The 21,573-nt window shown below is 69.4% G+C and carries 17 protein-coding genes; 11 read left to right on the forward strand and 6 right to left on the reverse strand.

The features are described 5' to 3' along the window. The first annotated feature begins 185 nt into the window (after positions 1–185). The 4 genes from ACZ56U_RS23865 to ACZ56U_RS23880 all read left to right on the forward strand — a co-directional run bounded on the left by ACZ56U_RS23865 (position 186) and on the right by ACZ56U_RS23880 (position 6,423). The gene (locus tag ACZ56U_RS23865) at positions 186–2,195 is read left to right on the forward strand and encodes a GDSL-type esterase/lipase family protein (protein ID WP_469086010.1); all 2,010 of its coding nucleotides are present in this window, start codon (positions 186–188) and stop codon (positions 2,193–2,195) included. Positions 2,196–2,792: 597 nt separating this feature from the next. Then, positions 2,793–3,761 carry a PaaX family transcriptional regulator gene (locus ACZ56U_RS23870; protein ID WP_469086011.1) on the forward strand — a complete coding sequence of 323 codons (969 nt, stop codon included), beginning with the start codon at positions 2,793–2,795 and terminating at the stop codon, positions 3,759–3,761. 871 nt (positions 3,762–4,632) lie between these two features. Then, the gene (locus ACZ56U_RS23875) at positions 4,633–4,938 is read left to right on the forward strand and encodes a hypothetical protein (RefSeq protein ID WP_469086012.1); all 306 of its coding nucleotides are present in this window, start codon (positions 4,633–4,635) and stop codon (positions 4,936–4,938) included. Positions 4,939–5,184: 246 nt separating this feature from the next. Further along, complete coding sequence (locus tag ACZ56U_RS23880) at positions 5,185–6,423, forward strand: glycoside hydrolase family 5 protein (RefSeq protein WP_469086013.1); 1,239 nt, start codon at positions 5,185–5,187, stop codon at positions 6,421–6,423. A gap of 198 nt (positions 6,424–6,621) precedes the next feature. Here ACZ56U_RS23880 and ACZ56U_RS23885 read toward each other — a convergent pair whose 3' ends face one another. Continuing rightward, positions 6,622–8,601 (reverse strand): rhamnogalacturonan lyase, encoded by a 1,980-nt coding sequence (locus ACZ56U_RS23885; RefSeq protein ID WP_469086014.1) that lies wholly within the window; start codon positions 8,599–8,601, stop codon positions 6,622–6,624. A 603-nt stretch (positions 8,602–9,204) separates the two neighbouring features. On the opposite strand from ACZ56U_RS23885, the gene ACZ56U_RS23890 reads away from it, so the two are divergent. From ACZ56U_RS23890 to ACZ56U_RS23910, 5 genes are all read left to right on the forward strand, one after another. Beyond that, positions 9,205–10,263: a glycosyl hydrolase 53 family protein gene (locus tag ACZ56U_RS23890; RefSeq protein ID WP_469086015.1), complete on the forward strand. Its 1,059-nt coding sequence runs from the start codon at positions 9,205–9,207 to the stop codon at positions 10,261–10,263. A gap of 111 nt (positions 10,264–10,374) precedes the next feature. Then, positions 10,375–11,406, forward strand: coding sequence for a rhamnogalacturonan acetylesterase (locus tag ACZ56U_RS23895; protein WP_469086016.1), 1,032 nt, complete (start codon positions 10,375–10,377; stop codon positions 11,404–11,406). A 33-nt stretch (positions 11,407–11,439) separates the two neighbouring features. Beyond that, a complete protein-coding gene (locus ACZ56U_RS23900; protein WP_469086017.1) occupies positions 11,440–12,309 on the forward strand; it encodes an SGNH/GDSL hydrolase family protein in 870 nt (289 codons plus the stop codon). Positions 12,310–12,315: 6 nt separating this feature from the next. After that, positions 12,316–12,867, forward strand: a complete 552-nt coding sequence (locus ACZ56U_RS23905; protein ID WP_469086018.1) for a glycosyl hydrolase 53 family protein — start codon at positions 12,316–12,318, stop codon at positions 12,865–12,867. A gap of 99 nt (positions 12,868–12,966) precedes the next feature. Then, entirely contained in the window at positions 12,967–14,280 is a 1,314-nt protein-coding gene (locus tag ACZ56U_RS23910; protein ID WP_469086019.1) for an RICIN domain-containing protein, read from the forward strand. A 50-nt stretch (positions 14,281–14,330) separates the two neighbouring features. Here ACZ56U_RS23910 and ACZ56U_RS23915 read toward each other — a convergent pair whose 3' ends face one another. Then, positions 14,331–15,926, reverse strand: coding sequence for a sodium/solute symporter (locus ACZ56U_RS23915; protein WP_469086020.1), 1,596 nt, complete (start codon positions 15,924–15,926; stop codon positions 14,331–14,333). A gap of 148 nt (positions 15,927–16,074) precedes the next feature. Beyond that, the gene (locus ACZ56U_RS23920; RefSeq protein ID WP_469086021.1) at positions 16,075–16,491 is read right to left on the reverse strand and encodes a hypothetical protein; all 417 of its coding nucleotides are present in this window, start codon (positions 16,489–16,491) and stop codon (positions 16,075–16,077) included. Between the two features lie 552 nt (positions 16,492–17,043). On the opposite strand from ACZ56U_RS23920, the gene ACZ56U_RS23925 reads away from it, so the two are divergent. Continuing rightward, on the forward strand, positions 17,044–18,042 hold the full coding sequence (locus ACZ56U_RS23925; RefSeq protein ID WP_469086022.1) for a YdcF family protein: 999 nt from the start codon (positions 17,044–17,046) through the stop codon (positions 18,040–18,042). Between the two features lie 198 nt (positions 18,043–18,240). On the opposite strand, the gene ACZ56U_RS23930 is transcribed toward ACZ56U_RS23925, so the two are convergent. After that, positions 18,241–18,927 carry a beta-glucanase gene (locus ACZ56U_RS23930; protein WP_469086023.1) on the reverse strand — a complete coding sequence of 229 codons (687 nt, stop codon included), beginning with the start codon at positions 18,925–18,927 and terminating at the stop codon, positions 18,241–18,243. Positions 18,928–19,314: 387 nt separating this feature from the next. Between ACZ56U_RS23930 and ACZ56U_RS23935 the strand changes: the two genes are divergently transcribed. Next, positions 19,315–19,647: a DUF6083 domain-containing protein gene (locus tag ACZ56U_RS23935; RefSeq protein WP_469086129.1), complete on the forward strand. Its 333-nt coding sequence runs from the start codon at positions 19,315–19,317 to the stop codon at positions 19,645–19,647. A gap of 110 nt (positions 19,648–19,757) precedes the next feature. On the opposite strand, the gene ACZ56U_RS23940 is transcribed toward ACZ56U_RS23935, so the two are convergent. Together ACZ56U_RS23940 and ACZ56U_RS23945 are read right to left on the reverse strand one after the other, a co-directional pair. Next, positions 19,758–20,096 (reverse strand): thioredoxin family protein, encoded by a 339-nt coding sequence (locus ACZ56U_RS23940; protein ID WP_469086024.1) that lies wholly within the window; start codon positions 20,094–20,096, stop codon positions 19,758–19,760. Positions 20,097–20,377: 281 nt separating this feature from the next. After that, on the reverse strand, positions 20,378–21,517 hold the full coding sequence (locus tag ACZ56U_RS23945; RefSeq protein WP_469086025.1) for a PucR family transcriptional regulator: 1,140 nt from the start codon (positions 21,515–21,517) through the stop codon (positions 20,378–20,380). Between the last annotated feature and the right edge of the window lie 56 nt (positions 21,518–21,573).

The following is a 21,573-nucleotide window of genomic DNA, read 5'->3' on the forward strand; positions in this document are numbered from 1 at the left end:
TGCAGTGCACTGCAGGCGCGCCACCATCCCGCCAAGCCCTGATCGGCGGAGACGACTCGAGCAACTCCCCTCGCCTATCGGTGAATTGCCTGCCTCACGCGAACCCTTGACGCTGAACCGTTTCATTGCTTCTCTCAAGAGGCTGCTTCTGGGAACGCTCCCACCCCACGCCGAAAGGGATCCCCGTGCAGACAACCCCCCACACCACCCCCCACGTCACCTCTTTACGCCGCCTCGCCCATACCCTCCCCGCGCTCGTCGCGGCCGTTCTCGTCGCCTGTCTGCTGTCCTGGACGGGGAGCTCCCCCGCCCAGGCCGCGCCGGGCGACGGCTCGGTCTCCGACCCCAACATCGTCTACGTCGGGCGCTGGGACACCAGCGCAGGCACGGCGGCGGTGCCCTCCTGGACCGGCGCCTATCTGCAGACGGCCTTCACCGGCACCACGGTGAAGGTCAAGGCGAGAGACGCGGTCAACCTGTACGCCAGCATCGACGGCGGCCCCGACGTCTTCCACGCGGGCGTGCGCGGCACGGTGAACCTCACTCCCCGACCGCTGTCCCCCGGCACCCACACCCTGCGCATCTCGTACCGCTCCGGCGACACCGTCTTCCAGGGCCTGGTGCTGGACGCCGGTGCGCGCACGGTGACGCCGAACACCCCGTCCCGGCTAATCGAGTTCGTCGGCGACTCCATCACCGCCGGCGCGCTCACGGACCGGCTGGCACTCGACTCGTACGCCTGGAAGGCTGGCGAGCAACTGGGGGCGCGCCACACCCAGATCGCCCGCTCCGGCTACTGCCTCGTCGCCCAGTCCGGATGCACGGGCCTGAGCACACAGTTCTTCAGGACGGCGAGCACCGGCACCCAGAACTGGGACTTCTCCCGCTACCGGGCGGACGCCGTCGTCATCAACCTGGGCACCAACGACATCGGCCACGGCGTGACCGGCGCCGCCTTCCAGTCGGCGTACACCAAGTTCCTCGCCGACCTGCGCGCCACCTACCCCAACGCTCGCCTCTTCGCCGTGCAGACGCTCAAGAAGCGCTACGTCACCGAGACCAAGGCGGCTGTCACCGCCCGCGCCAACGCCGGTGACAGCAGGGTGCATTACGTGGACACCACGGGCTGGCTGACCGACGGCACCGACTACGAGGACGGCAACGGGCATCCCAACGAGGCGGGCCACACCAAGTTCGCGAACCGTCTCGCCCCCGTCATCGCCGCCCGGCTCGGCAACCCCGCGTCCACCCTGGCGGCGGCTCCCGGCCAACCCGGCGACCCGAACATCAAGTTCGTGGGCCGCTGGGACACCAGGACCTCCACCGCCTACACCCCGTACTGGGCGGGCGCCTATTACCGGGTCGGCTTCACCGGCCGGACCGTCCAGCTCAAGCAGCGCGGGACGATCGACTTCTGGGCGAGGATCGACAACGGCCCGGTGAAGTTCTACGACGACGTCAAGGGGACGGTGAACCTGACGCCCTCCCCGCTGTCCGCCGGCAACCACACCCTCCAGGTCAACTACCAGGTGGTCGCCGGTTCCTACCGGGGCGACGCCGTCTTTCAGGGACTGGTCCTCGACAGCGGCGCCACGACGTATGCACCGCCGGCGCCCGGCAAGCTGATCGAGTTCGTCGGCGACTCGATCACGGTGGGGACAACGTCGTCGCAGAACGCCCGCACCGCGTACGGCTGGCTGATCGGGGAACGGCTCGGCACCGAGCACACCCAGATCGCCCAGGGCGGCGCCTGTCTGGTCGCCGCGGCGGACGGATGCGTCGGTCTGGAGCGGCAGTTCACCAAGCTCAACCCGAACGCGGCCACGCCCGACTGGGACTTCGCCCGCTACCAGGCGAACGCGGTCGTCATCAACCTCGGCACCAACGACGTGGGCCACGGGGTGAGTTCCGCGCAGTTCCAGACGGCGTACACCAGCCTGCTGCGTAAGGTCCGCGCCGCGTACCCGCAGGCGTGGATCTTCGCACTCGAGACCTTCCGCGGGCGTTACGTCCCGCAGACCCAGGCGGCGGTCAAGGCGGCCGCCGACGGTGGCGACTCCCGGGTCTCCTTCGTCGACACCACCGGCTGGCTGGGTTCGGGCGACCTGTCGGACTCGGTCCACCCCAACGACCAGGGGCACCGCGCCATCGCGGACCGGCTGGCACCGATCATCGCGGCGCGGATCGGTATGTGACGGAGAGCGGCCTGGGCCGCCGGACCGCGCCGCGCAGGCGGGCGCCTTCGCAGCCTTCACAGCCTTGGCCGCTTGCGCGGCTTGCGCGGGCGCCCGTCCCCGGCCCGCTCGACGGCGAGATCGCCGCACCGCGCTTGCCGGGAACGCGGATCCCACCGTGCTGGTGACGCGAGGCGGTGACCGATCCGCCCGCCGACCATGCAAGGCCAAGCCCTTCCCATTCGTTGCCGACTTCGCTGAGGCCGTAGCACTCCGTCGGCCCCGCCCTCTGGACGGACTCCCAGCCGCGGGAGCGCGAGACGCAGCGCGAGACTGGGGTGCCGAGCCCACTCCCCCGCTGCCACCGCGCGCCGGTCGATCAAATGCGGACGGACTTCGCCCCGGGGTTGCGGAACACCGTGACCTGACCGGGCACGGTTCACTACCACCCCTCCAAGTGCCCTCCAGGACACCTGTGTTGCGTACCTGGACGCTGTCCGTGCGCCTTCGCCGGTGCGCGGACGTCCCTCCGGGTGGAGCAATCCCGGCGGATCTCCACCCGACGTTTTCCCAGCCGTTAAAGTGAGGCCGACCCTGTCCACCGCGTCGGAGCCGACCTTGCCGAACCTGTCCCATCTCGAGGAGATCTTCTCGGACGAGGGTGACGGCGCCGCCGACCCCGTGCGGTCACCCGGCTGGCAGAGCACCCTCTCACCGCAGGGACTCGCAGTGACGTTGATCGCCGACTACACGTTCCCCGTGCGGGCGTGGTTGCCGTCGGCGGCGATCGTGGCGCTGCTCGGCGAGTTCCACGTGAGCGCGGGTGCCGCCCGTACGACGATCAGCAGGCTGATGCGCCGTGGGGTACTGGAAGGCAGCCGGCAAGGGCGGTACAGCTCATACCGGCTGACGTCGCAGGCCGCCGCCGACCTGTGGAGCGGCGCCAGTTCGATCGCCACTTTCACCACCCAACCCGACGCCTGGGACGGACGGTGGACACTGATCGCCTTCTCCGTCCCGGAACAGGAGAGCACGCGGCGGCGGGCGTTGCGCACCGCGTTGCGCTGGCGCGGATTCGCGCCGCTGTACGACGCGCTCTGGGTGTCGCCGCACCCCCTGACCCCCAAGGGGCGGATCGAGGTGGCCGAGCTGGCGCGGGGAGCGGTGACCGTGTTCCGCGCGCGGCAGGAGGAACTGGACACGGAGGTCGACCGCAACCCGGTCCAGGCGTGGGACCTGACCGGTATCGCCGACCACTACCACGCCTTCATCAGCCGTTGGAGCGGCTTGCTCGCGCGCATCAGCGCCAACGATGTCACCGGCGCCGACGCGGTGCGCGCCCGGACCGAGGTCATGCACGCCTACCGGCACTTCCCCATCCTGGACCCGCTGCTCCCCATCGGGCAGCTGCCTTCCGACTGGCCGCGGTCACGGGCGCGGGAAGTCTGCGTCGCGGTGTACGACAGGCTGCTCCAGCCCGCCCAGGACCACGTCCGCGCCGTGGTGACCCGATTCGCCGAAGGTCCGCACCTCGACATCAAGGCCCATACGATCGCCGGCATGAGTGCGGGCGTCGGTCACACCTGACGAGGGGCCCGTCGCGAGCGTGACCGGACGGTGTGGGGAGACGCCACACCGGGCCATCCGCCCCTTGATCTGTCGAATGCGCGTCGAAGACAACAGAGTTGGGCGCCGATGATTGACAGATTGGCACCCGATCGGGACTCTGACTGTTGCAACCCGACGTGGGAACGCTCCCAGAGGCGCGGCACACGCCAAGTGGAAGGAGAGGCACCCTCTGGCACGCCCCCGCGGGGTCGGCAGGTGTTCATCGGCTCGCCCCGTCTCCGCACGCATGGCAACGCCGCATCGATCACCACCACGGTCCTTGCCATGGGCAGGACCGGAACGTCCCCCACCGTGCGCGATACGCCCACCTGACCATCTCCGCGGCCGCAACCCCACCCCCGCGGCTACGACCCCACCACCTCGGTCGGTACGACCGCCCCAGCATCGCCGATGTCTCCTCCCGGCACCTGACCGAGCAGCGCTCCGAACCCCCCACACCAGGAGTCCTCATGACCATGCGACGGCGTAGTTTCCTGACCCTGAGCGCGGCCGGAGCCGCGGGCGTGGGCATGCCCCTGTTCGGCACGGGCCAAGCAGATGCCACCGCGCGGGCGGGAGCTCCGACCCAGCGGTTCGCGGTCGGCGTGCGCCAGTACGCCTGGAGCCGCGGCAGGGCCGTCGGACGCGGCCTCCGGCTGGACGGGGATGCCCTCGGACACCGGCCGCGGCCGATGGGTGTCCGGCTCGGCGGCTGCCGTGGGCTGGGACTGCTCGGGGTCGCCAGCCGCCGGTGGACCACGTGCGTCTACTACCCCGCCGCCGGCGCCCCCGGTGGCGGCCCGGTCGTCAACGCTCTGTCGCGCAAGGCGTCTTCCCGGTCTGCTAGTTCATGCACGGCTTCAGCAGCAGCCCCCAGAAGTCCCTGGCGCTCATCCGCCCCCTGGCCGAGGCCGGTTTCATCGTCCCCGCCCCCCACTTCGGCAACCTCAGCGGCCAGGACGTCTACAACGGCAACCAGTCCAAGGACGTCTCCGAGGTCATCACCCGGACCCTCGCCCTCAACGCCTCCGGCGACCCGCTGGCCGGCCACCTCAACACGGCGGTCGGAGTCGGTGTCTCCGGTCACTCGATGGGCGGCATGACCACCCATGGCCTGCTCACGGCATGGCCGGACGCAGAATCCGCCCTGAGCTGAGGAACCGCCACGCTCGGCCCCGACAGCGCGCGTTCGCCGTGAGCGCGGGGCCGCGCCCGGGCCGTGCGGGATGCGTTGACCGCCCACGGACGCGCGTCGGCGGACGCCCGGCCGACCGTGTACGTCGCCAGGCCCGGCCCCGGACATCACACTCCCGAACAGCCGGGCGGCTCCGACCGCCCGCGCTCGGGCAGAAAGGTCCACTTGGGGGTCCGACACCCCCCAAGACTGCAGAAAGGAAAGCCCATGGCTTCACCAGCAGGGAAGATCAGAGTCATTGTCCTTGCCGTCCTGATGGCGGTTGCCGCGTCCGTGTACGGTGCGGCTCATCAGGCATCGGCCGATACCGGGGCACAGTCGAGCGCTTCGCAGATCGTGGCCGACATGGGCGCGGGATGGAATCTGGGGAACCAGCTCGAAGCCACCACCAACGGATACCCCAGCGAAACGGCGTGGGGCCAGCCGGCCGTGACACAGGCCCTCATCGACAAGGTGCGGGCGGCAGGGTTCAAGACGATCCGGATTCCCGTCTCCTACCTGGGATACATAGGCCCCGGCCCGAACTACACGATCAACGCGTCCTGGCTGAACAGAGTCCAGGAGGTCGTCAACTACGCCTACAACAGGGGCCTGCACGTGCTGATCAACATGCACGGTGACGGCTACAAGAACGTGAGCGGCTCCTGGTTGATCTGCGACTCGTCCTCCCAGACGACGATCAAGGCCAAGTACGAGAAGGCCTGGCAGCAGATCGCGAACAGGTTCAAGAACTACGACCAGCGCCTGATCCTGGAGTCCATGAACGAGGAGTTCGACGGGCAGTACGGCCGTCCGACCCAACCCTGCTACTCCAACATCAACAGCTACAACCAGATCTTCGTGGACACCGTGCGGAGAACGGGCGGAAACAACAGTTCGCGGTGGCTGCTCGTGGCCGGGTGGAACACCAACATCGACTACACCGCGGGGAATTACGGCTTCAAGCTCCCGACCGACCAGTACCGCTCCTCCTCCATTCCCGCCAGTGAGCGGCGGATCATGATCTCCGTTCATCACTACAGCCCGTGGGACTTCGCCGGCGAGGAGAGCGGCACCATCACGCAGTGGGGACGAGGGGCGACCGATCCTTCGAGGAAGTCGACCTGGGGGCAGGAGGACTATCTGGACGCCCAGCTCAAGACGATGCACGACGTGTTCGTCACGAAGGGGTATCCGGTGGTTGTCGGCGAGTACGGCGCGATCGACAAGTCGTCGTTCGACTCGTCCAACAACAGGTATCGCGCGGACTTCGCCCGGGCCGTCGCGGCCACTGCCAAGAAATACGGGGCCGCCAGCATCTACTGGGACAACGGTGCGACCGGTCGCTACGGGTTCGGACTGTTCGACCGGCGCTCCCTCACGGTGACCCAACAGGGCATCATCAACGGCATCATGAGCGGCGTCGGTGCCAGCGCAGCCAACCAGGGCCTTCCGTCTGGCACGTAGCAGGGCGTCAGGCAGGCTGTCCCCGCGATGCCGGTCGGGCCGGCATCGCGGGGACACGGCGTGGATGACCAACACCCCCACCGGGCCGCATGCCCCGCGGCCGGTGCTCAGGCAGCCGGCCCGGGTTCGCTGCCTCAACAAACGCCGCTTCCCTGATGCCTGAACTTGCTCAAGCATCAGGGAAGTCGGCCATTCAGCTCACAGGTGGTTCGGGACGGTGACCGTGGGGCGGGGCGGGGTGGCCATGTTGCTGCCGATGAAGAAGCTGGGGTGCGGGGGCTGGTTGTAGGCGGTGTTCTGCCAGGCCAGGGCCGTGCGGTACTGGGTGTCGTGGAGGAGGGTCGTGATCCGCGTAGTGCTCTGGTACGGCGTGGAGTAGATCCGCAGGGCCGTGTTGTCGGACGTCGGCCAGATGACCTCCTCGCGCCAGTCGCCGAGGATGTCGCCGGACAGGGACGGCGTCGACTTGGTGCCGTTGTTGGAGTGGACCCCGGAGCCGGTGAGCAGGCGGGTGTCGCCGGAGGTGCCGTACTTGTCGATGTGGGTGCCGTCGAGGAGTTCGCGCGTGGGGTCGCCGTCCCACCACGCCATGAAGTTGCTGGAGCCGGGCTTACGGTTGGAGACCACCGCGCCCTTGGGGTTGCGGACGCCGCTCACGAGCGACGACCACGACTCGGCGCCGGCGCTGCCGGACCAGATGTCACCGGACACGCCCCGGCCGTTGTCACCGCCGGAGGGGGTGGACCAGAGGATCTGGCCGGTCCTGGCGTCCGCCATCCAGGAGGACGGCTTGGAGCTGTCCTCGTCGACCTTGAACTCCTCCAGACCCGGCCTGGACGGGTCGAGGTCGCCCACGTGCATCGCGTCCCCGTGGCCGTTCCGGGTCGTCCACAGGCCGTTGCCGTTGTCGTCGACGGCCATCGCGCCGTAGACGATCTCGTCCTTGCCGTCCCCGTCGACGTCCGCGACCGACAGCTGGTGGTTGCCCTGGCCCGCGTAGCCGCTGTTGGCGTTGGAGTCGAAGGTCCAGCGGCGGGTGAACTGGCCGTTGCGCCAGTCCCAGGCCGCGATCACCGCGCGGGTGTAGTAGCCGCGCGCCGTGATCAGTGACGGCCGGGAGCCGTCCAGATACGCGGTGCCTGCCAGGAACCGGTCCACGCGGTTGCCGTAGGAGTCTCCCCAGGACGACACCGTGCCTCGGCCTGGGACGTAGTCGACGGACTGCATCGCCTTGCCGGTCTGGCCGTTGAACATCGTCAGGTACTCGGGGCCGGACAGCACATACCCGCTGGAGTTGCGGTGGTCGGCCGAGGAACTGCCGATGACCGCGCCGGTGCCGTCCTTCGTGCCGTCCGAGGTCTTCATGGCGACCTCGGCCTTGCCGTCGCCGTCGTAGTCGTAGACCTGGAACTGGGTGTAGTGCGCGCCGGAGCGGATGTTGCGGCCCAGGTCGATGCGCCACAGCCGGGTGCCGTCGAGCTTGATGCCGTCGACGATCGTATTGCCGGTGTAGCCGGACTGGGAGTTGTCCTTGGCGTTCGTCGGCTGCCACTTCAGAACGATGTCCAGGGCGCCATCGCCGTCGAGGTCGCCGACGGAGGCGTCGTTGGCCTCGTAGGTGTACGGCGAGTTGCCCGGTGAAGTGCCCCCGGGTGGCGGGGATATCGGCACGTCCTTGTACCCGGTGCGGAACTGGAGCGCGTGTTCGGACGGCGCCTGCTCGGTGCCGTTCACCACCGCGCGCACCGTGTAGTCGGCCGAGTCCGGGGCGCCGGCGTCCAGGTAGTTCGTCGAGGTGGTCAGGGGTGAGGAGTTGAGCTTGGTGGCGCCGCGGTAGACGTTGAAGGCCACGTCGTTCGGGTCAGTGGCCAGCCACCGCCACGACACCAGGTTCCCGTTGCTGGTGTGGACGCTGGTCAGGCCCCGGTCGAGGCGTTCCACCTGCCGCGCGGTCGCGGCCTGCGCGGTCTGTGGCAGTCCGGTCAGTGTGGTCAGGGCCAGTGCGGTAGCGGCCGTCAAGCCGCCGAACAGCCGCTTGGTCGACCGGCGTTGGATTCGCCATGGACGCGATGCGATGCGGGGATGCCGGTGCGGGTCGGTCACGATGACCTCCGATGTGGGGGGTGAGGCGAAGATCGCGGAGACGGCGATCTGACCCCAGCATGGGAACGCTCTCATTCGCTGCGAGGGTAGGAATCCACTGATAGCCCGTCAAGCATTCTGTTGGCTTTTCTTGTTCGAGCGTGTTCGGATGCGAGCCCTCCCGATGCCCGGCGTGCACCCTCTCCACGTTGCCGCATCCCTCCTCGAAGGGCACTTGAACTGGGGCTTCATCTCGTCGCTCCAGACCGTTCGCAGCCGAGGAGCAGCGGCCCCCGTCCAGAAGATCCCAGTGGTTCCCCCAAGGATTGGTGAGCAATGGTTGACAGCTTTGTGTCCGATCGAGAAGCTGCGTGATGCACCTCAAGTTCGGCCTGATGCGATTGCACACTTCCGTCGCAACATTCCTGTGATCGCTCACAGATCCGACCTATGGGAACGTTCCTGGCACGCCCAGGCCACACCCTCGCCACACGTGCCACTCATCAGCACTCCTGACGCAGTTGTTGCCGCACCAAGGGAAACGCCTCGACTGGACCACACCGGACCACATCAACTTCCGTCGCCCACCAGCCAGTTGCTCGCTCCACTCATTCGCCCCCTCCTCGACACCTCTCTCACCACCCGCTCTCCGCCGACCGTGACGTCTCCCCCAAGGCCGACGGAAGGAAAGGACCGACCGTGCCCCAGCAACCCCCCACACCAGGCACCGGACGCATCAGCCGGCGCACCCTGCTCAAGGCCACCACCGCCACCGCCGGAGCGCTGGCCACCGCCGTCGCCTTCGCCGAACTCGAGACGCCTGCCGACGCCGCGGCGGGCTTCGTCAAGGGCGTCGACATCAGCTGGGCTCCTCAGATGGAGGCGCGCGGCTACTCCTGGAAGAACGCCAACGGGCAGACCCAGGACCTGCTGACCATCCTCAAGGGATACGGCATCACCGCCGTACGCCTGCGCACGTTCGTCAACCCTTCCAACGACCCGGCCAACGGGCACTGCGCCATCAACGAGGTGGCCGCCTTCGCCAAGCGGGTCAAGGCCGCCGGCATGTCGATCATGCTCGACTACATGTTCGGCGACACCTGGAACTCCGTCGGGGTGCAGAACCCGCCCGCGGCCTGGCGCAACATGGGCTACAGCCAGATGCGCACCGCGATCGGCACATACGTGAACCAGACCATGACGGTCATGAGGAACAACGACGTGCTGCCGACCTGGGTGCAGATCGGCAACGAGATCAACAGCGGGATCTGCCGCCCGGTCGGCAGCGTCTCCAGTCCGGCACAGATGACCGGACTCCTGAACGCCGCATACGATCAGGTCAAGGTGGTGTCACCGAACTCGACCGTGTGCATCCACCTGGCCCAGCCGCAGAAGTACGACGTGATGACGACGTTCTTCAGTCGCTTCGCCGCGAACGGCGGCAAGTGGGACATGTCGGTGTTCTCCTCCTACGGCAGCGCCGATGTCGCGGCCGGGATCGTGGGGAACATGAAGAGGATCTCCGACGCCTACGGCAAACCGTTCCTGCAGAGCGAGTTCGGTGGCCGGGTGGACCGCGCCTCCTCCACCCAGGCCGCGCTGGTGGCCTACATCAGGGCCCTCAAGGCCAGCGGTGGGCAGGGCATCTTCTACTGGGAGCCGGAGTGCATGTCCCCGTTCACCGGTTACACCATGGGCGCCTGGGACTCCGCCACGAAACGGCCCTCCGTCATCATGAACGGCTTCACCCAGGCCTGAGCGACGGGCCACGGACCTCACCCCGGGCAACTCGCCGATGGACGCACGAGAATGGTGATTGTAATGGGCATGACATTACGTTCCGAAGGGCATGGGGCCAGGCTGGGAGCAGTGGGGCTACTGACCCTCGCGACGCTGGTCAGCACTGGTGCGACGCCGGCCGGCGCCGCCACGCGGGCGCTGCCGGCCGGCTGTTCCGGCACCGCACCGATCAAGTGCCACTATGCGCTCTCCCCCGGCAACTACGCCGTGACGGTCTCCATCGGCGGTGGCGGCGCTGCCGGCGAGACCGACATGTGGGTGGAGGCCCGGCGCCTGATGATTCCGGCGACGAAGACCACCGCCGGCGCCACCGCCACGTACTCGTTCACGGTCAATGTGCGCCAGCCGGAGGGCCAGCCGACCGGCCAGGGCGGCACCGGGAACCCCGGTCTGGACATCCGGTTCGCGGGGGCCAACCCACAGGTGTCGGCCCTCTCCGTCCAACCGGCGACCCAACCCCTGGTCGCCTACCTGGCCGGTGACTCGACCGTGTGCGACCAGCCCGTGGCCCCGCACACGGGCTGGGGCCAGATGATCACGCCGGCGGTAGGCCCTGGAGCGTCTGTCGCCAACTACGCGGACTCCGGCGAGAGTTCGGGCAGCTTCCTGAGGAACTCGGCGCTCTTCCCGGCGCTGCTGGCGAAGGTCAGGGCAAACGACGCTGTCTTCATCCAGTTCGGCCACAACGACAAGCAGACCAGCGCGTCAGCCTTCCGAAGCAACCTCACCTCCATGATCACGCAGGTCCGTGCGAAGGGCGGCCTCCCCGTTCTCGTGACCCCGCCGGTCCGCCGGCAGTTCGACGGCAGCCGACTCACGCCCACGGCACTGCACGTCAACGGCGTCGGAGTGAATCTGCCCGCCGAGATGCGCTCGGTCGGCGCCGCGCAGAACGTGCCGGTGATCGATCTGACCACCAAGAGCAAGACGCTGGTCGAGTCCCTCGGCCCGTCCGCCTCCGCACAGCTCTTCCTGCGCTCGTCCGTCGACGGGGTCACGGACAACACCCACTTCTCGCAGTACGGCGCGAGCCAGATGGGCGGGCTGGTGCTCCAGAGCATCCGCGAGCAACACCTGCCCCTGGCCGCGCATCTGCGCTGACCGACGCCCGGCGCCCGTCCCAAGGAGGGACCCTTGAGGAACTTACGGATCGTCATCACGACCGCGCTCGTGATCGCCTTGTCGAGTCTCGGTGTCAGCACCGCATCCGCCGCGGACCGCGTCACCACCCACTGCACCAGCGCCTCACCCACCCACACCCCCGCCGCACGGGCGGCCACCGCGCCGGTCACCGTGTGGCTGGCGGGTGACTCCACCATGGCCAACCCGAGTTCCGGCCGGTGCCCGGTCGGCTGGGGCAGCCAGTTCGACGCCCTGTTCAACACCGACATCACCGTCAAGAACCAGGCGGTCGGAGGCCGCAGCATCCAGACCTGGTTGTACGAGGGGAACGTGAGCAGCACCAAGGGCTCGGACGGTGAGTGCCGCCTCACCTCCACCACGTACTCGTCCCGCTGGCAGGCGATGCTGAACGCGACCACCGGGATGAAGGCCGGTGACTACCTGTTCATCCAGTTCGGCATCAACGACTCGTCCTCGACCTGCCCCCGGCACGTCGGCCGGGCCCGGTACCAGCAGCTGATGACCATGATGGCGCAGGCCGCCCTGGCCCGGGGCGCGCACCCGGTGCTGCTCCCCCCGGTGGCCGCCATCACCTGCTTCGGCGGCACGGCGACCAAGAACCGCGGCTTCGTGAACGAGACCTTCGCCGCCGGATCCGCCACCAGGGCACCCGTCATCGACCTCCAGACGCTCAGCGTCTCGCTCTACAACAGTCTGCGCTTCTGCCCGAACAACGGCGACTACGGAGGCAGCGGTCCCCTGGGCACCTTCTTCTGCAACGACCACACCCACTTCGACACCTACGGCGCCCAGCGGATCGCCGGGCTCGTCGCCGGTGACGTGCGCCGCCAGAACCTCCCGCTCGCCGCGTATCTCCGATAGCACGCGGTGGCGGGCGCGAACCGAGGCCGGTCGGGCGAGATCGACATCGCGGAAACCGCCTACCCCGCCTCGGGCGGCGACGGCTCGCCGTTGCCCAACTCGCCGTACCCGCGGACCATTCAGGGGCAGGCGGACGCGATCCGCAGGGTGTTCCAGGCCGCCAACGACGTGGCCGGCAACCGAGGTTCAGGTGTGCTGGTGTGGGAGCCGGCCGGCTACCAGCCGATGTTCCGGGCTGTGCCCGGACTGGCGAACACGTGGGAGCCGCACGCGTCCGTCGACGTCTTCAACGCCAGCCGCGCGGAGCGCGTCCTCCAGGACACCGTCTACACCGCCACCGTGGTGGGCACCGCCCCGAAGCTGCCCTCCTCCCTCCGCGTGCTCACCACCGCCACCCACCAGATCAGCACGGTCCCCGTCCGCCGGCAGCCGTTGCCACCGGGCGCGACCGACAGGCCGGGCGAGGTGACAGTCACCGGGACGACCGGCGCAGGATCGGTCACGGCGGTCGTCGACGTCGTTCCCGGACGCGGTGGACACGGTGTGCCCCCCTCCTAGCCTCGACCAGCGACCGGCTGTCCGCACCGCGCCTCCACCCGGCGACAAGCCCAGCCGCGCACCCCTCGCCAGACTCATCCCCGCACCCAAGGAGCCACCATGACGCTGCGACGACGAACCTTCCTCGGCCTGAGCGCGGCCGGAGCGACGGGCGTGGGCCTGTCCCTGCTCGGGGCAGGACAGGCACCGGCAACCGCCGGGCCGCTGGACACCGCGCCGACCACGCCGTTCGCGGTCGGCGTGCGCCGGCACAACTGGACCCGCGGGAGCCGCCCGTGCACCACGTACGTCTACTACCCGGCCACCGGCGCCTCCGGCGGCGGTCCGGTGACGGACGCCCCGGTCGCGGCCGGGGTCTTCCCCGTCTACAACTTCACCCACGGCTACGGAAGCAGCCCGCAGAACTCCCTGTTCATCATCAGGGCCCTGGCCTCGGCAGGCTTCATCGTCCCCGCCCCGCACTTCAACCACAACTTCACCGACGTCAACAACGGCAACACCTCCAAGGACGTCTCGCAGGTCCTCACCAACACCCTCGCGCTCAACGCGAGCGGACCGCTGGCCGGGCACATCAACACCGGTATCGGCGTCGGCGTCTCGGGCCACTCCCTGGGCGGCATGGTCACGCACGGCCTGCTGACCTCCTGGCCCGACAGCCGGATCGTCTCCGCCAACCCCCAGTCCTGCGTGGACATGGGCAACCCGTCCAGCTCGGTCTCGGCCAAGGTCCTGTTCGTCCACGGCGACCGGGACTCGACCACGTCGTACTCCTCGGCCCGGCAGGCGTACTCGGAGATCACCTGGCCCAAGGCGTTCCTCACCTTCGTCGGCGGCAGCCACACCAGCTTCTGGAGCGACCAACGCTTCCCGAGGACCGTCGTCGACTGGGCCCGCTGGACCATGTACGGCGACACCGCCGCACGGGACCGCCTCGCGGCTGACGCCTCCGGGTCCAACAGCAGGTGGGAGGCCCAGCTGGGCGACTCCCCCGGCGGCCCGGGCCTCTACACCCTGCTGGCCCAGCACAGCGGCAAGGCCGCCGAGATCAACGGGGCCTCCACCGCCGCCGGCGCACCACTCGTCCAGCGGACCAGCAGCGGTCGCCCCAACCAGCAGTTCGAGTTCATCGACGCCGGTAACGGCCACGTCCGCGTCAAGGCACTGCACAGTGGCCTGTTCCTCCAGCCCACGGGCACCTCGACCGGCGCGGACATCGTCCAACAGGCCGACACCAACGCCACCGGCCAGCAGTGGCGCGTGGTCGACCACGGTGGCGGCGTCATCAGTCTCGTCAACCGGGAGTCCGGCCTGGCGATGGATGTCTGGGAGCACTCGACCGCCGACGGCGCCCGCATCGCCCAGTACACCTACAGCGGCAACCCCAACCAGCGCTTCACCCGCCGCCGCGTCTGACCGGCACGGGTCGGGGCACAGCCCGGGCAGCAGGGCGGTGCCCCGACACGTCAGGCCGAACCCGAGCCCACTCGGCGCCGCGCCCCCACCCCTGTCGACCGCCTCCCCCAGGCCGGCCGCGTGTGGGGTGTGCGGGCCCTGCCGAGGAGCCCGAGCAGGAATCCGACGGGGATCGTGAGCAGGCCGGGTGTCTGCAAGGGGAACAGATGGAAGTCGCGGTCGGGAAACAGGGCCGTCGGAGTGCCGGAAACCGCTGGTGAGAGGCACATGATGGTCACGATCAGCGGCAGGGTCGCGAACACGGTCCATCGCACCCCGGCCGCCGTGAACCGGGGCAGGAACATCGCGTACAGCAGGACCGGGGCGAGAACGGACGCGCCTGTCGTCAGGGACAGCGAGATCAGTGTGAGGGTGCCGCGATCCCGCAGCAGGACGGCGAGCAGTACGGCGGCGGCGCCGAACAGGACGACTCCCGCTCTGGCCCGACGGACCTCGCCGCTTGAACGGCGGTCGCGGTGGGGGCGGTTGGCGAAGTCCCTGACCAGGCCCGCCGCTGCCGCCAGGGTGATGCCCGCGACGGCTGCGAGGGTGGTCGCGAAGACCGCGCAGGCGACGATCGCGAACAGCATGCTGTGCCGGGTGCCGTCAGCGGACGGGTCGAGCGCGCCGGTCACCATGAGCAGGGCGGTCGACCCGGTGGGGTCGGCCGCCCGGATCGCGTCCCGGCCGAGCAGGGCGCACGCACCCAGCCCCGCGACCGCCACGCCCAGGCAGACGAGTGTCACCGGAACCACCGCCCACCCGACGGCGCGGCGCGCCGTACGGGCGTCGCGCAACGGATGCAGACGCATCGTGAGGTGCGGCAGACAGGCAGCGCCGAGCAGCAGGGTCACGGCGAAACTGAGCAGGTCGAGGCGGCCGACGAGTGAGGGCCCGAAGTGCAGTCCGGGGACGGTGTAGTCGGTTCCCGCCCCCGACTGATCGCGCGCGGCCTCGAACAGGGCCGGGGGCGACCAGCCGTGGCGCGCGAGGACGAGACCGGCGAGCAGCAGCACCGCGATCAGCACCACGACGATCTTGAGGATCTGTATGTAACCGATGCCTCGCATGCCGCCGAACGCGGCGTAACTGATCATCAGGACGCCGCTCCCGATGGTGCAACCCGCGATGGCTGCTTCGGGCAGGCCGAACATGGCCACGACGATGTGGCCGGCGGTCGACAGCTGCACGAGAAGCAACGGGGTCAGCACGACCAGAGCGGCCACTCCCAGTGCCTTGCGCGCGGAGGGATCGCCGAGCCGGGCCGCGACGAAGTCACCGACGGTGAACACCCCCTCGCCGCGCAGGCGTTCGCCCAGGATCCGCAGCACGAGCCACAGCGACACCACGGTGGCCGTAGCGAACAGAAGGCCGTCGGCGCCGTCCAGCGCGACCGCGCCCGTGGTGCTGAGCAAGGTCGCGGCGGAGACATAGTCGCCCGCGATCGCGAGACCGCTGCCGACCGGGCCGAAGGCGGCACCGCCACCGGCGTAGAAATGCTCGGGCTCGTCCAGGTCGGCGGCGGCGAGCCCGCACAGCAACAGCGATCCGGCGACGAAGACGAGGAAGACCATCGCGGCGAGGGACTGCCCGTCCGTGGAGTTCACCGGCGACGCCCCGCTGCCCACGCGGTGCCGTGAACGGCTAGAACGTCCCGTTCCGGACCAGTGAACATAGTGACGGCGAGGGCGCGGCCTGGGGGTCGCGTACGCGCGGACCGGGACTGCGCGACGACAGATGCGGCTGACATGGCGGTCATGCCATCAGCCGCCCGACACGTGGTCCAGGACTCCTCGGCATCGCGAGACCCGCGCACAACGGGTCAGGACGAGCCGTGTGCGCGGGCACAGACGGCCCGAGGGGGACCGTGATGGCCCCTAGCGGGCCCACCGCCCCACCCTGCTCCCGCTCACGCGGGCCACAGTGGGGCATCTGAAGGTCGACCACGACGAGGAAGCAGACCGTACCGACGCCCACGGGCCCGCCGAGCAGCCAGCCGCTCACCAGCAGGACGAGTTCGGAGCGGTACGCGCACAGTAGGCTGCCGATGAACATCAGGACGGTGTTCGGCACGGGCAGTTCGGCGAGGTGGCCGGGCTGGAACACGAAGTCCCCGCGGTGCCAGCCGGTCGCCAGGCACAGCCCGACCCGGTCGGCCAAAAGCTGCTCCACCAGCGACTATTCCTCGGTCACGGAGTGAGAGATCACTGATGGAAGCCACACGACAGCAGGCCGCGTGGGCGAAGACTGCTCTCTTGGTCACACTGTGCCTCACACTGCTTCTCAATCTGGCAGAGGCACTGTGGGACCCCGACGGACAGCCATGGCTCATCCTGCGTATCGCCATGTCGGTCTTGTTCACTTTCGCCCTCGCGGGATACATCACCCTGTGGTTTCGGCAGCGCCGCAGTGACACTGCCGGCTGACCTTCCACAGAAACCAGGCCATAAAGAAAAGGGCGGGCCAGGGCCTGACGCCCGGCCTGTCGTTTCCCCGCCCACCGCAAGATGCATACTCGGCTTTTCGCCACCGCCGCTAATACGGCACCGGCACCGGCACCGGCACCGGCACCGGCACGACGTGCCAGTCCCGCCGAACGCGCCACCGCCCGCCCGCGTTCGGCGGACCGCAGCAGGTCTGGGAGGATGGCCGGCAGCCGTCCGTACCGGGTCCGGGAATCTGCGGACGACGAGAGACGGGCGGGAGAGCGGAGCGGTGCGGCACATGCTGGAGTACCCGGAGTACCTCGCAGCGGTCGTGTTCGCCGCGGGCGGCGGCGTCAACGCTCTGCTGGCACCGCACCGGTTCTCCACCGCCGTCCTCTTCTGCCTCGCGGTGACCTCTGCCGGACTGGGCGTGGCCGGTCGCAGCGCGGCAGCCCACCCGACCATCGCCACCGTCCTCGCCGTCGCCGCCCTGCTCCTGGCGCTCGCGCTGGGCCTGCTGCTGCTGGCCGACGGCGTCCTCCTGGTCCGGCGCTACGGACCGCAGGCAGCCCTGTTGGCGACCGGGGCCGCCGGCTGCGCGGTGCTGGCGGTGCTCGGCCTGGACGCGGTCTTCTACGCGGTCGACGGCGAGGCGCTAGGTGCCCTCGTGGTCGCGGTGAACGCGGCCGCGGGATATCTCACTCTGCTCTTCCTTGTCTTCGCCGGCTACGTGTTCGTCCGGGGCCGTAGCACCCCCCTGCCGGAAACCACCCACGTCGTCGTCCTGGGCGCCGGGCTCAACGGCGAGGGGCCCGGCCCCCTGCTGACACGCAGGCTGGAGCGCGCCCTCGCGATCGACGCCGCCCGCGCACCGGACACGCCGCGTGCGGTGTTCGTCGTCTCGGGCGGCCAAGGCAACGACGAGGTCCGCTCCGAGGCGGACGCGATGGCCGACTATCTGCGCGGACGCGGAGTGCCCGCCGACCGGATCGTGCGGGAAGACCGTTCCGTCAACACCGGGCAGAACCTCCGTTTCAGTGCGGCCCTTGTGGACGGCACCACTCCCGGCCACCGTGCCACGGTGGTCACGAGCGGCTTCCACGTCTACCGCACGACCCTGCTGGCCCGCCGCGTCGGCGTGCCCGTGCACGTCGTGGGCGCGCCGACCTCACCCGCCTACTGGCTGGCCGCGACACTGCGCGAATTCGCCGCCATCCTGTGGCTGGACCGCCTGCCCCTGATCGGACTCAGCCTGCTGCTGGCAGTACCAGTGGCGACCGCGGTCTTCGAGCACTGAAGCGCCGACAGCAGACCTCGTAATAGGCCCTACCAAAGGCGCCTCACATGGCGCGCGGTTGACGAGGCCGGGCTGACCGACCGGTGCGCGCGCCCGCTGCGCGGGGTGCGCGCGGCTGCACGCGGCCAACAAGTCGCCGCGAAGCCTTGATCACCCAGGCGCCTCCGGGTCAGGTCTCCCCCGACGAGGCACCACGGGTCAGTCCGCCTCCGCCGGGTCGTCCGAAACACCCCCGAACGGCCGGGTGACCACGAGACGGCGCACCTCGAAGGACATCTCGGTGGTCTCGGGTTCGGGGGCGGGGTGGTAACGGCCCGCGCACACCGACAGGTTGACGATGAGGTAGGCCTGCCAGTCGGATCCCACGCCGCGTCCGTCGGCGAATATCCGCTCCCCGTCGAGGGTCCACACCACACTGCGTCGGCCGAAGGTCACGCCCACATCGAGGACGGCTCCCGGACGCACCGCGTCGTGGCGAACGTAACTCTGGCTCTGCCGTACATGGTTGGTCAGTTCCAGAAGGTCTGGGTTGTCGGGGTGGTACTCGAAGACGTCGACCTCGTTGCCGCCGTCCCGCCAGGTCCAAATGGCGGGCCAGGCACCCAGCCGGGTAGGGAGCCGTACGGTGGCGTCCAGGTGGTCCCCGGTGGCCACCATGAACCCCTCGGAACTCTCCTCCGTAGTCAGCAGCCCGGCGTCCCACAAGCCGTCCGCCCTGCGTCGGGCCCTGAACGTCCCCGTCCGGGAATAGGCGGGGTCGGCCGTGAGGTGATCGAGTTTGTTGTCGCCCGGATTCGTGGGCCCTCCGTCCGGATAGGCCCAGGACCGGCCCGCGACCCACTGTCGTTCCGAGGAGAAATCGGCACTGAACGCAACGGCATCCACCTGCGCTCTCCTTGCTGTCAGCCACAACCCCGCCCCCGTTGCATCTCCTCACCCGCCCGCCCTTATGCGCCATCCGCCCACACCCGACGTGCAATTCAGCCTCCCGGGTGACAACACCGCTCGACGCGCCCCCGTCCCGCCCGGCGTACGCGCAGCGATCGACAGGGCCTTGTCGACCTCACCGGTGAGAAGTCACCAAACGAGGCCGAATCGCCACCTACTGCGATCCGGTCAGATTCACTCACACTCGAACACATGGGGGCATTGAGGGATCAAGAGGGGTTATGCGATCGCTGCGGTGAGGCAAGCCCGACGGTGCGCGATCGAGGGCGGATCGACCTCATGGCGAGACTCTGTGCGCGGTGCTGGAACATCCTCGCGAACGAGATGGCCGAAGCCGACGGCGCCACAGCCGCACCAAGACCTGAGCCTGACCCCGACGACACGTCATGGATCGAGCCGCCCACCTGCCCCGAGTGCGGAGCACCGATCCGCGTGTACCCGACCAACTACGACCGTTGGGTGAGCCTCAGTACGGTCGAACTGCCCGCCAAGGACGTCCCAGAGCCCTTCAGATGGCGATTGACCAAGCTCCCGGGCCCTTCCCTCATCGCCACGGACATCGTCGCTGTGCGGGTCCGCGGACTCGATCCGCCACCTGTTGAGCCCGTCGTACCGGCTCACCACGTCATGTGCGTGCCCGACCAGAACGGGATGTAAGTGGGGGCGCGACAGGTCCACAGACTGCGCGCCTCGTCTGCCGACGCAGGAGGCGGGCCAGGAAGTGGCCGACGTGAGCGGTGGCAAGGGACGCGAGCCGCAGCGGCCACTCAGATGTGGCCGTCCAGGAACTCCCGTAGCTCGGCGGTGGTCATGGGCCCCATCCCGTGCGCCACCGCCTCTCCGTCCTTCAGCAGGACGTAGGAGGGGGCTCCGGTGATGCCGTATCGCGTGGTCGCGGCCGGGCAACGCGTGATGTCGGTGCGGACGGTCGTCAGACGGCCCGCGTAGTGGTCGGCGATGTCACCCACGACGAGGTTCATCACCCGGCAGGGCTCGATCGCCTTGGGCCATGTCCCGGTGAAGTACGCGAGGACCGGAACCGCGCTCATCCCGAGGATGAAATCGAACTCCGCGTCCTCACGGGGTCGGTGAACCGCCTTCGCCATGGAAGCTCCTGACCTCGCGTTCCGTCATGTCGCCCCCATCATCTCTCGCGCGCCACGCCGGGCCGACCGGTCGGACGTCCGGCTGCCCGATAGACAGGGGGCCCCGCAGCACGCCGGCGGAGCGCGCCGGAGCGGGCCGATGGGCGTCGTCCACGGGAGTCAGGGGCCCGGCGGGCCTCCGAGGCCTCGCCTGTCTGTGCGTCCGTCCACAACCGCGTCGGTGAGCGGTCCAGCGGATGCACCTCGCCCTCGGTGCCATCAGCCGGCTCATGCGGCACGCGTCAGCTGTCCCGGAGGCCCAGGGCCAGCGTCAGTTCAAGGACCCGCTGCGGCGAGGCGAGGTCCGGGAAGAGCTCCCGCAGTTGCGACATGCGGTACCGGACGGTCTGGGGATGGACGAACAACGCCGCCGCCACCTCCTCCCGCCTGCCTTGGTGCAGCAGCCACTCCCGCAACGTCTCCTCCAGCCGCCGCGCGGTCGCGTCGGGCACGGTCCGCAACGGTGCGAGGGCTCGGGCACGCAGGTCCGCGAACGCCTCCGCGTCGGCGCTCAGCACCAGCTCGGGCAAGTGGTCCTCGGTGTCGCGGATGTCGGGGGACAGGGAACGCGCGCGTACCGCTCGTGCGTACGAGGCGGACGCACGAGTCCACGGCCTGGCCGGGCCGACCACGGCGGTGCGGTCGGTCAACTGCCGCAGCAGATGCGATCGGTCGGCATCGGGAACGAGCAGCACACCGGTGGCGTCCGGTTGATCGTCGAGGACGAGAGTGCTCGGATCGAGCACGCGGTAGGCGGGCCGGGCCTGGGCGGCGGGCAGCAGCACCGCGGTCAGCGAGAGGGGAGGCTGCCAGCCGGCCCGTTGGGCAGAGGCCAGCAGCACGTCCGGGCTCGCGCCGATGAGGAGGTCGCGGGCCAGGTGTTCCAGGTGGCGCTCCTGGGCCCGGCCCCGGGCGGCAAGTTCGTCGGCGTGGCCCGCGGCGCTCGCGGCGGAGAGCTCGTCGATGTAGGCGAAGGTCAGCTCGGCGAACTTGGCGACCTCGGCGGCGGGCAGGCCCGCGGGGACAGCACCCGCCGCCAGGCATCGCCAGGCCACTCGGGCGCCGACGCGGTAGGCGCTGAGCAGCGCGTCCATCGAACGGCCGTCGCGGACCTCACCGCGGCCCAGCTCGTAGGCCGCGTCACCGGCGTCGCCACCCGTGGCGTTCCCGCTCGCGAGGTCCAGGTAGTGCCCAAGAGCGGTGCGGACGGCTCTGCGGATGGTGCCACCCATGCGGCCGGAGAGGGCGTTGGCGTAAGAAGGGACCTCGTCGATGATCGCCTGGACGACCTCGTCCGCGGTGGTCCTCACCGCGGCCCGAAGTGCCGCGACCGTCGTCTCATCCAGGGCCAGTTCGCTGGCCCTCTGGATCGCATGACTCATGTTTTGTTCCCTGCGAACAATTCCGCCGTCCAGATTTACGTCCTACGGACAGGACT

The sequence above is a fragment of the Streptomyces sp. NPDC034103 genome (genome assembly GCF_055575395.1).

What these genes read in the sequence shown, in the direction of transcription:
- ACZ56U_RS23875 (WP_469086012.1), top strand. Translation starts at nt 4,633, where the DNA reads ATGCACGGCTTCAGCAGCAGCCCCCAGAAGTCCCTGGCGCTCATCCGC.
- ACZ56U_RS23880 (WP_469086013.1), top strand. Translation starts at nt 5,185, where the DNA reads ATGGCTTCACCAGCAGGGAAGATCAGAGTCATTGTCCTTGCCGTCCTG.
- ACZ56U_RS23885 (WP_469086014.1), bottom strand. Translation starts at nt 8,601, where the DNA reads ATGAGAGCGTTCCCATGCTGGGGTCAGATCGCCGTCTCCGCGATCTTC.
- ACZ56U_RS23910 (WP_469086019.1), top strand. Translation starts at nt 12,967, where the DNA reads ATGACGCTGCGACGACGAACCTTCCTCGGCCTGAGCGCGGCCGGAGCG.
- ACZ56U_RS23925 (WP_469086022.1), top strand. Translation starts at nt 17,044, where the DNA reads ATGCTGGAGTACCCGGAGTACCTCGCAGCGGTCGTGTTCGCCGCGGGC.
- ACZ56U_RS23935 (WP_469086129.1), top strand. Translation starts at nt 19,315, where the DNA reads ATGGCCGAAGCCGACGGCGCCACAGCCGCACCAAGACCTGAGCCTGAC.
- ACZ56U_RS23940 (WP_469086024.1), bottom strand. Translation starts at nt 20,096, where the DNA reads ATGGCGAAGGCGGTTCACCGACCCCGTGAGGACGCGGAGTTCGATTTC.
- ACZ56U_RS23945 (WP_469086025.1), bottom strand. Translation starts at nt 21,517, where the DNA reads ATGAGTCATGCGATCCAGAGGGCCAGCGAACTGGCCCTGGATGAGACG.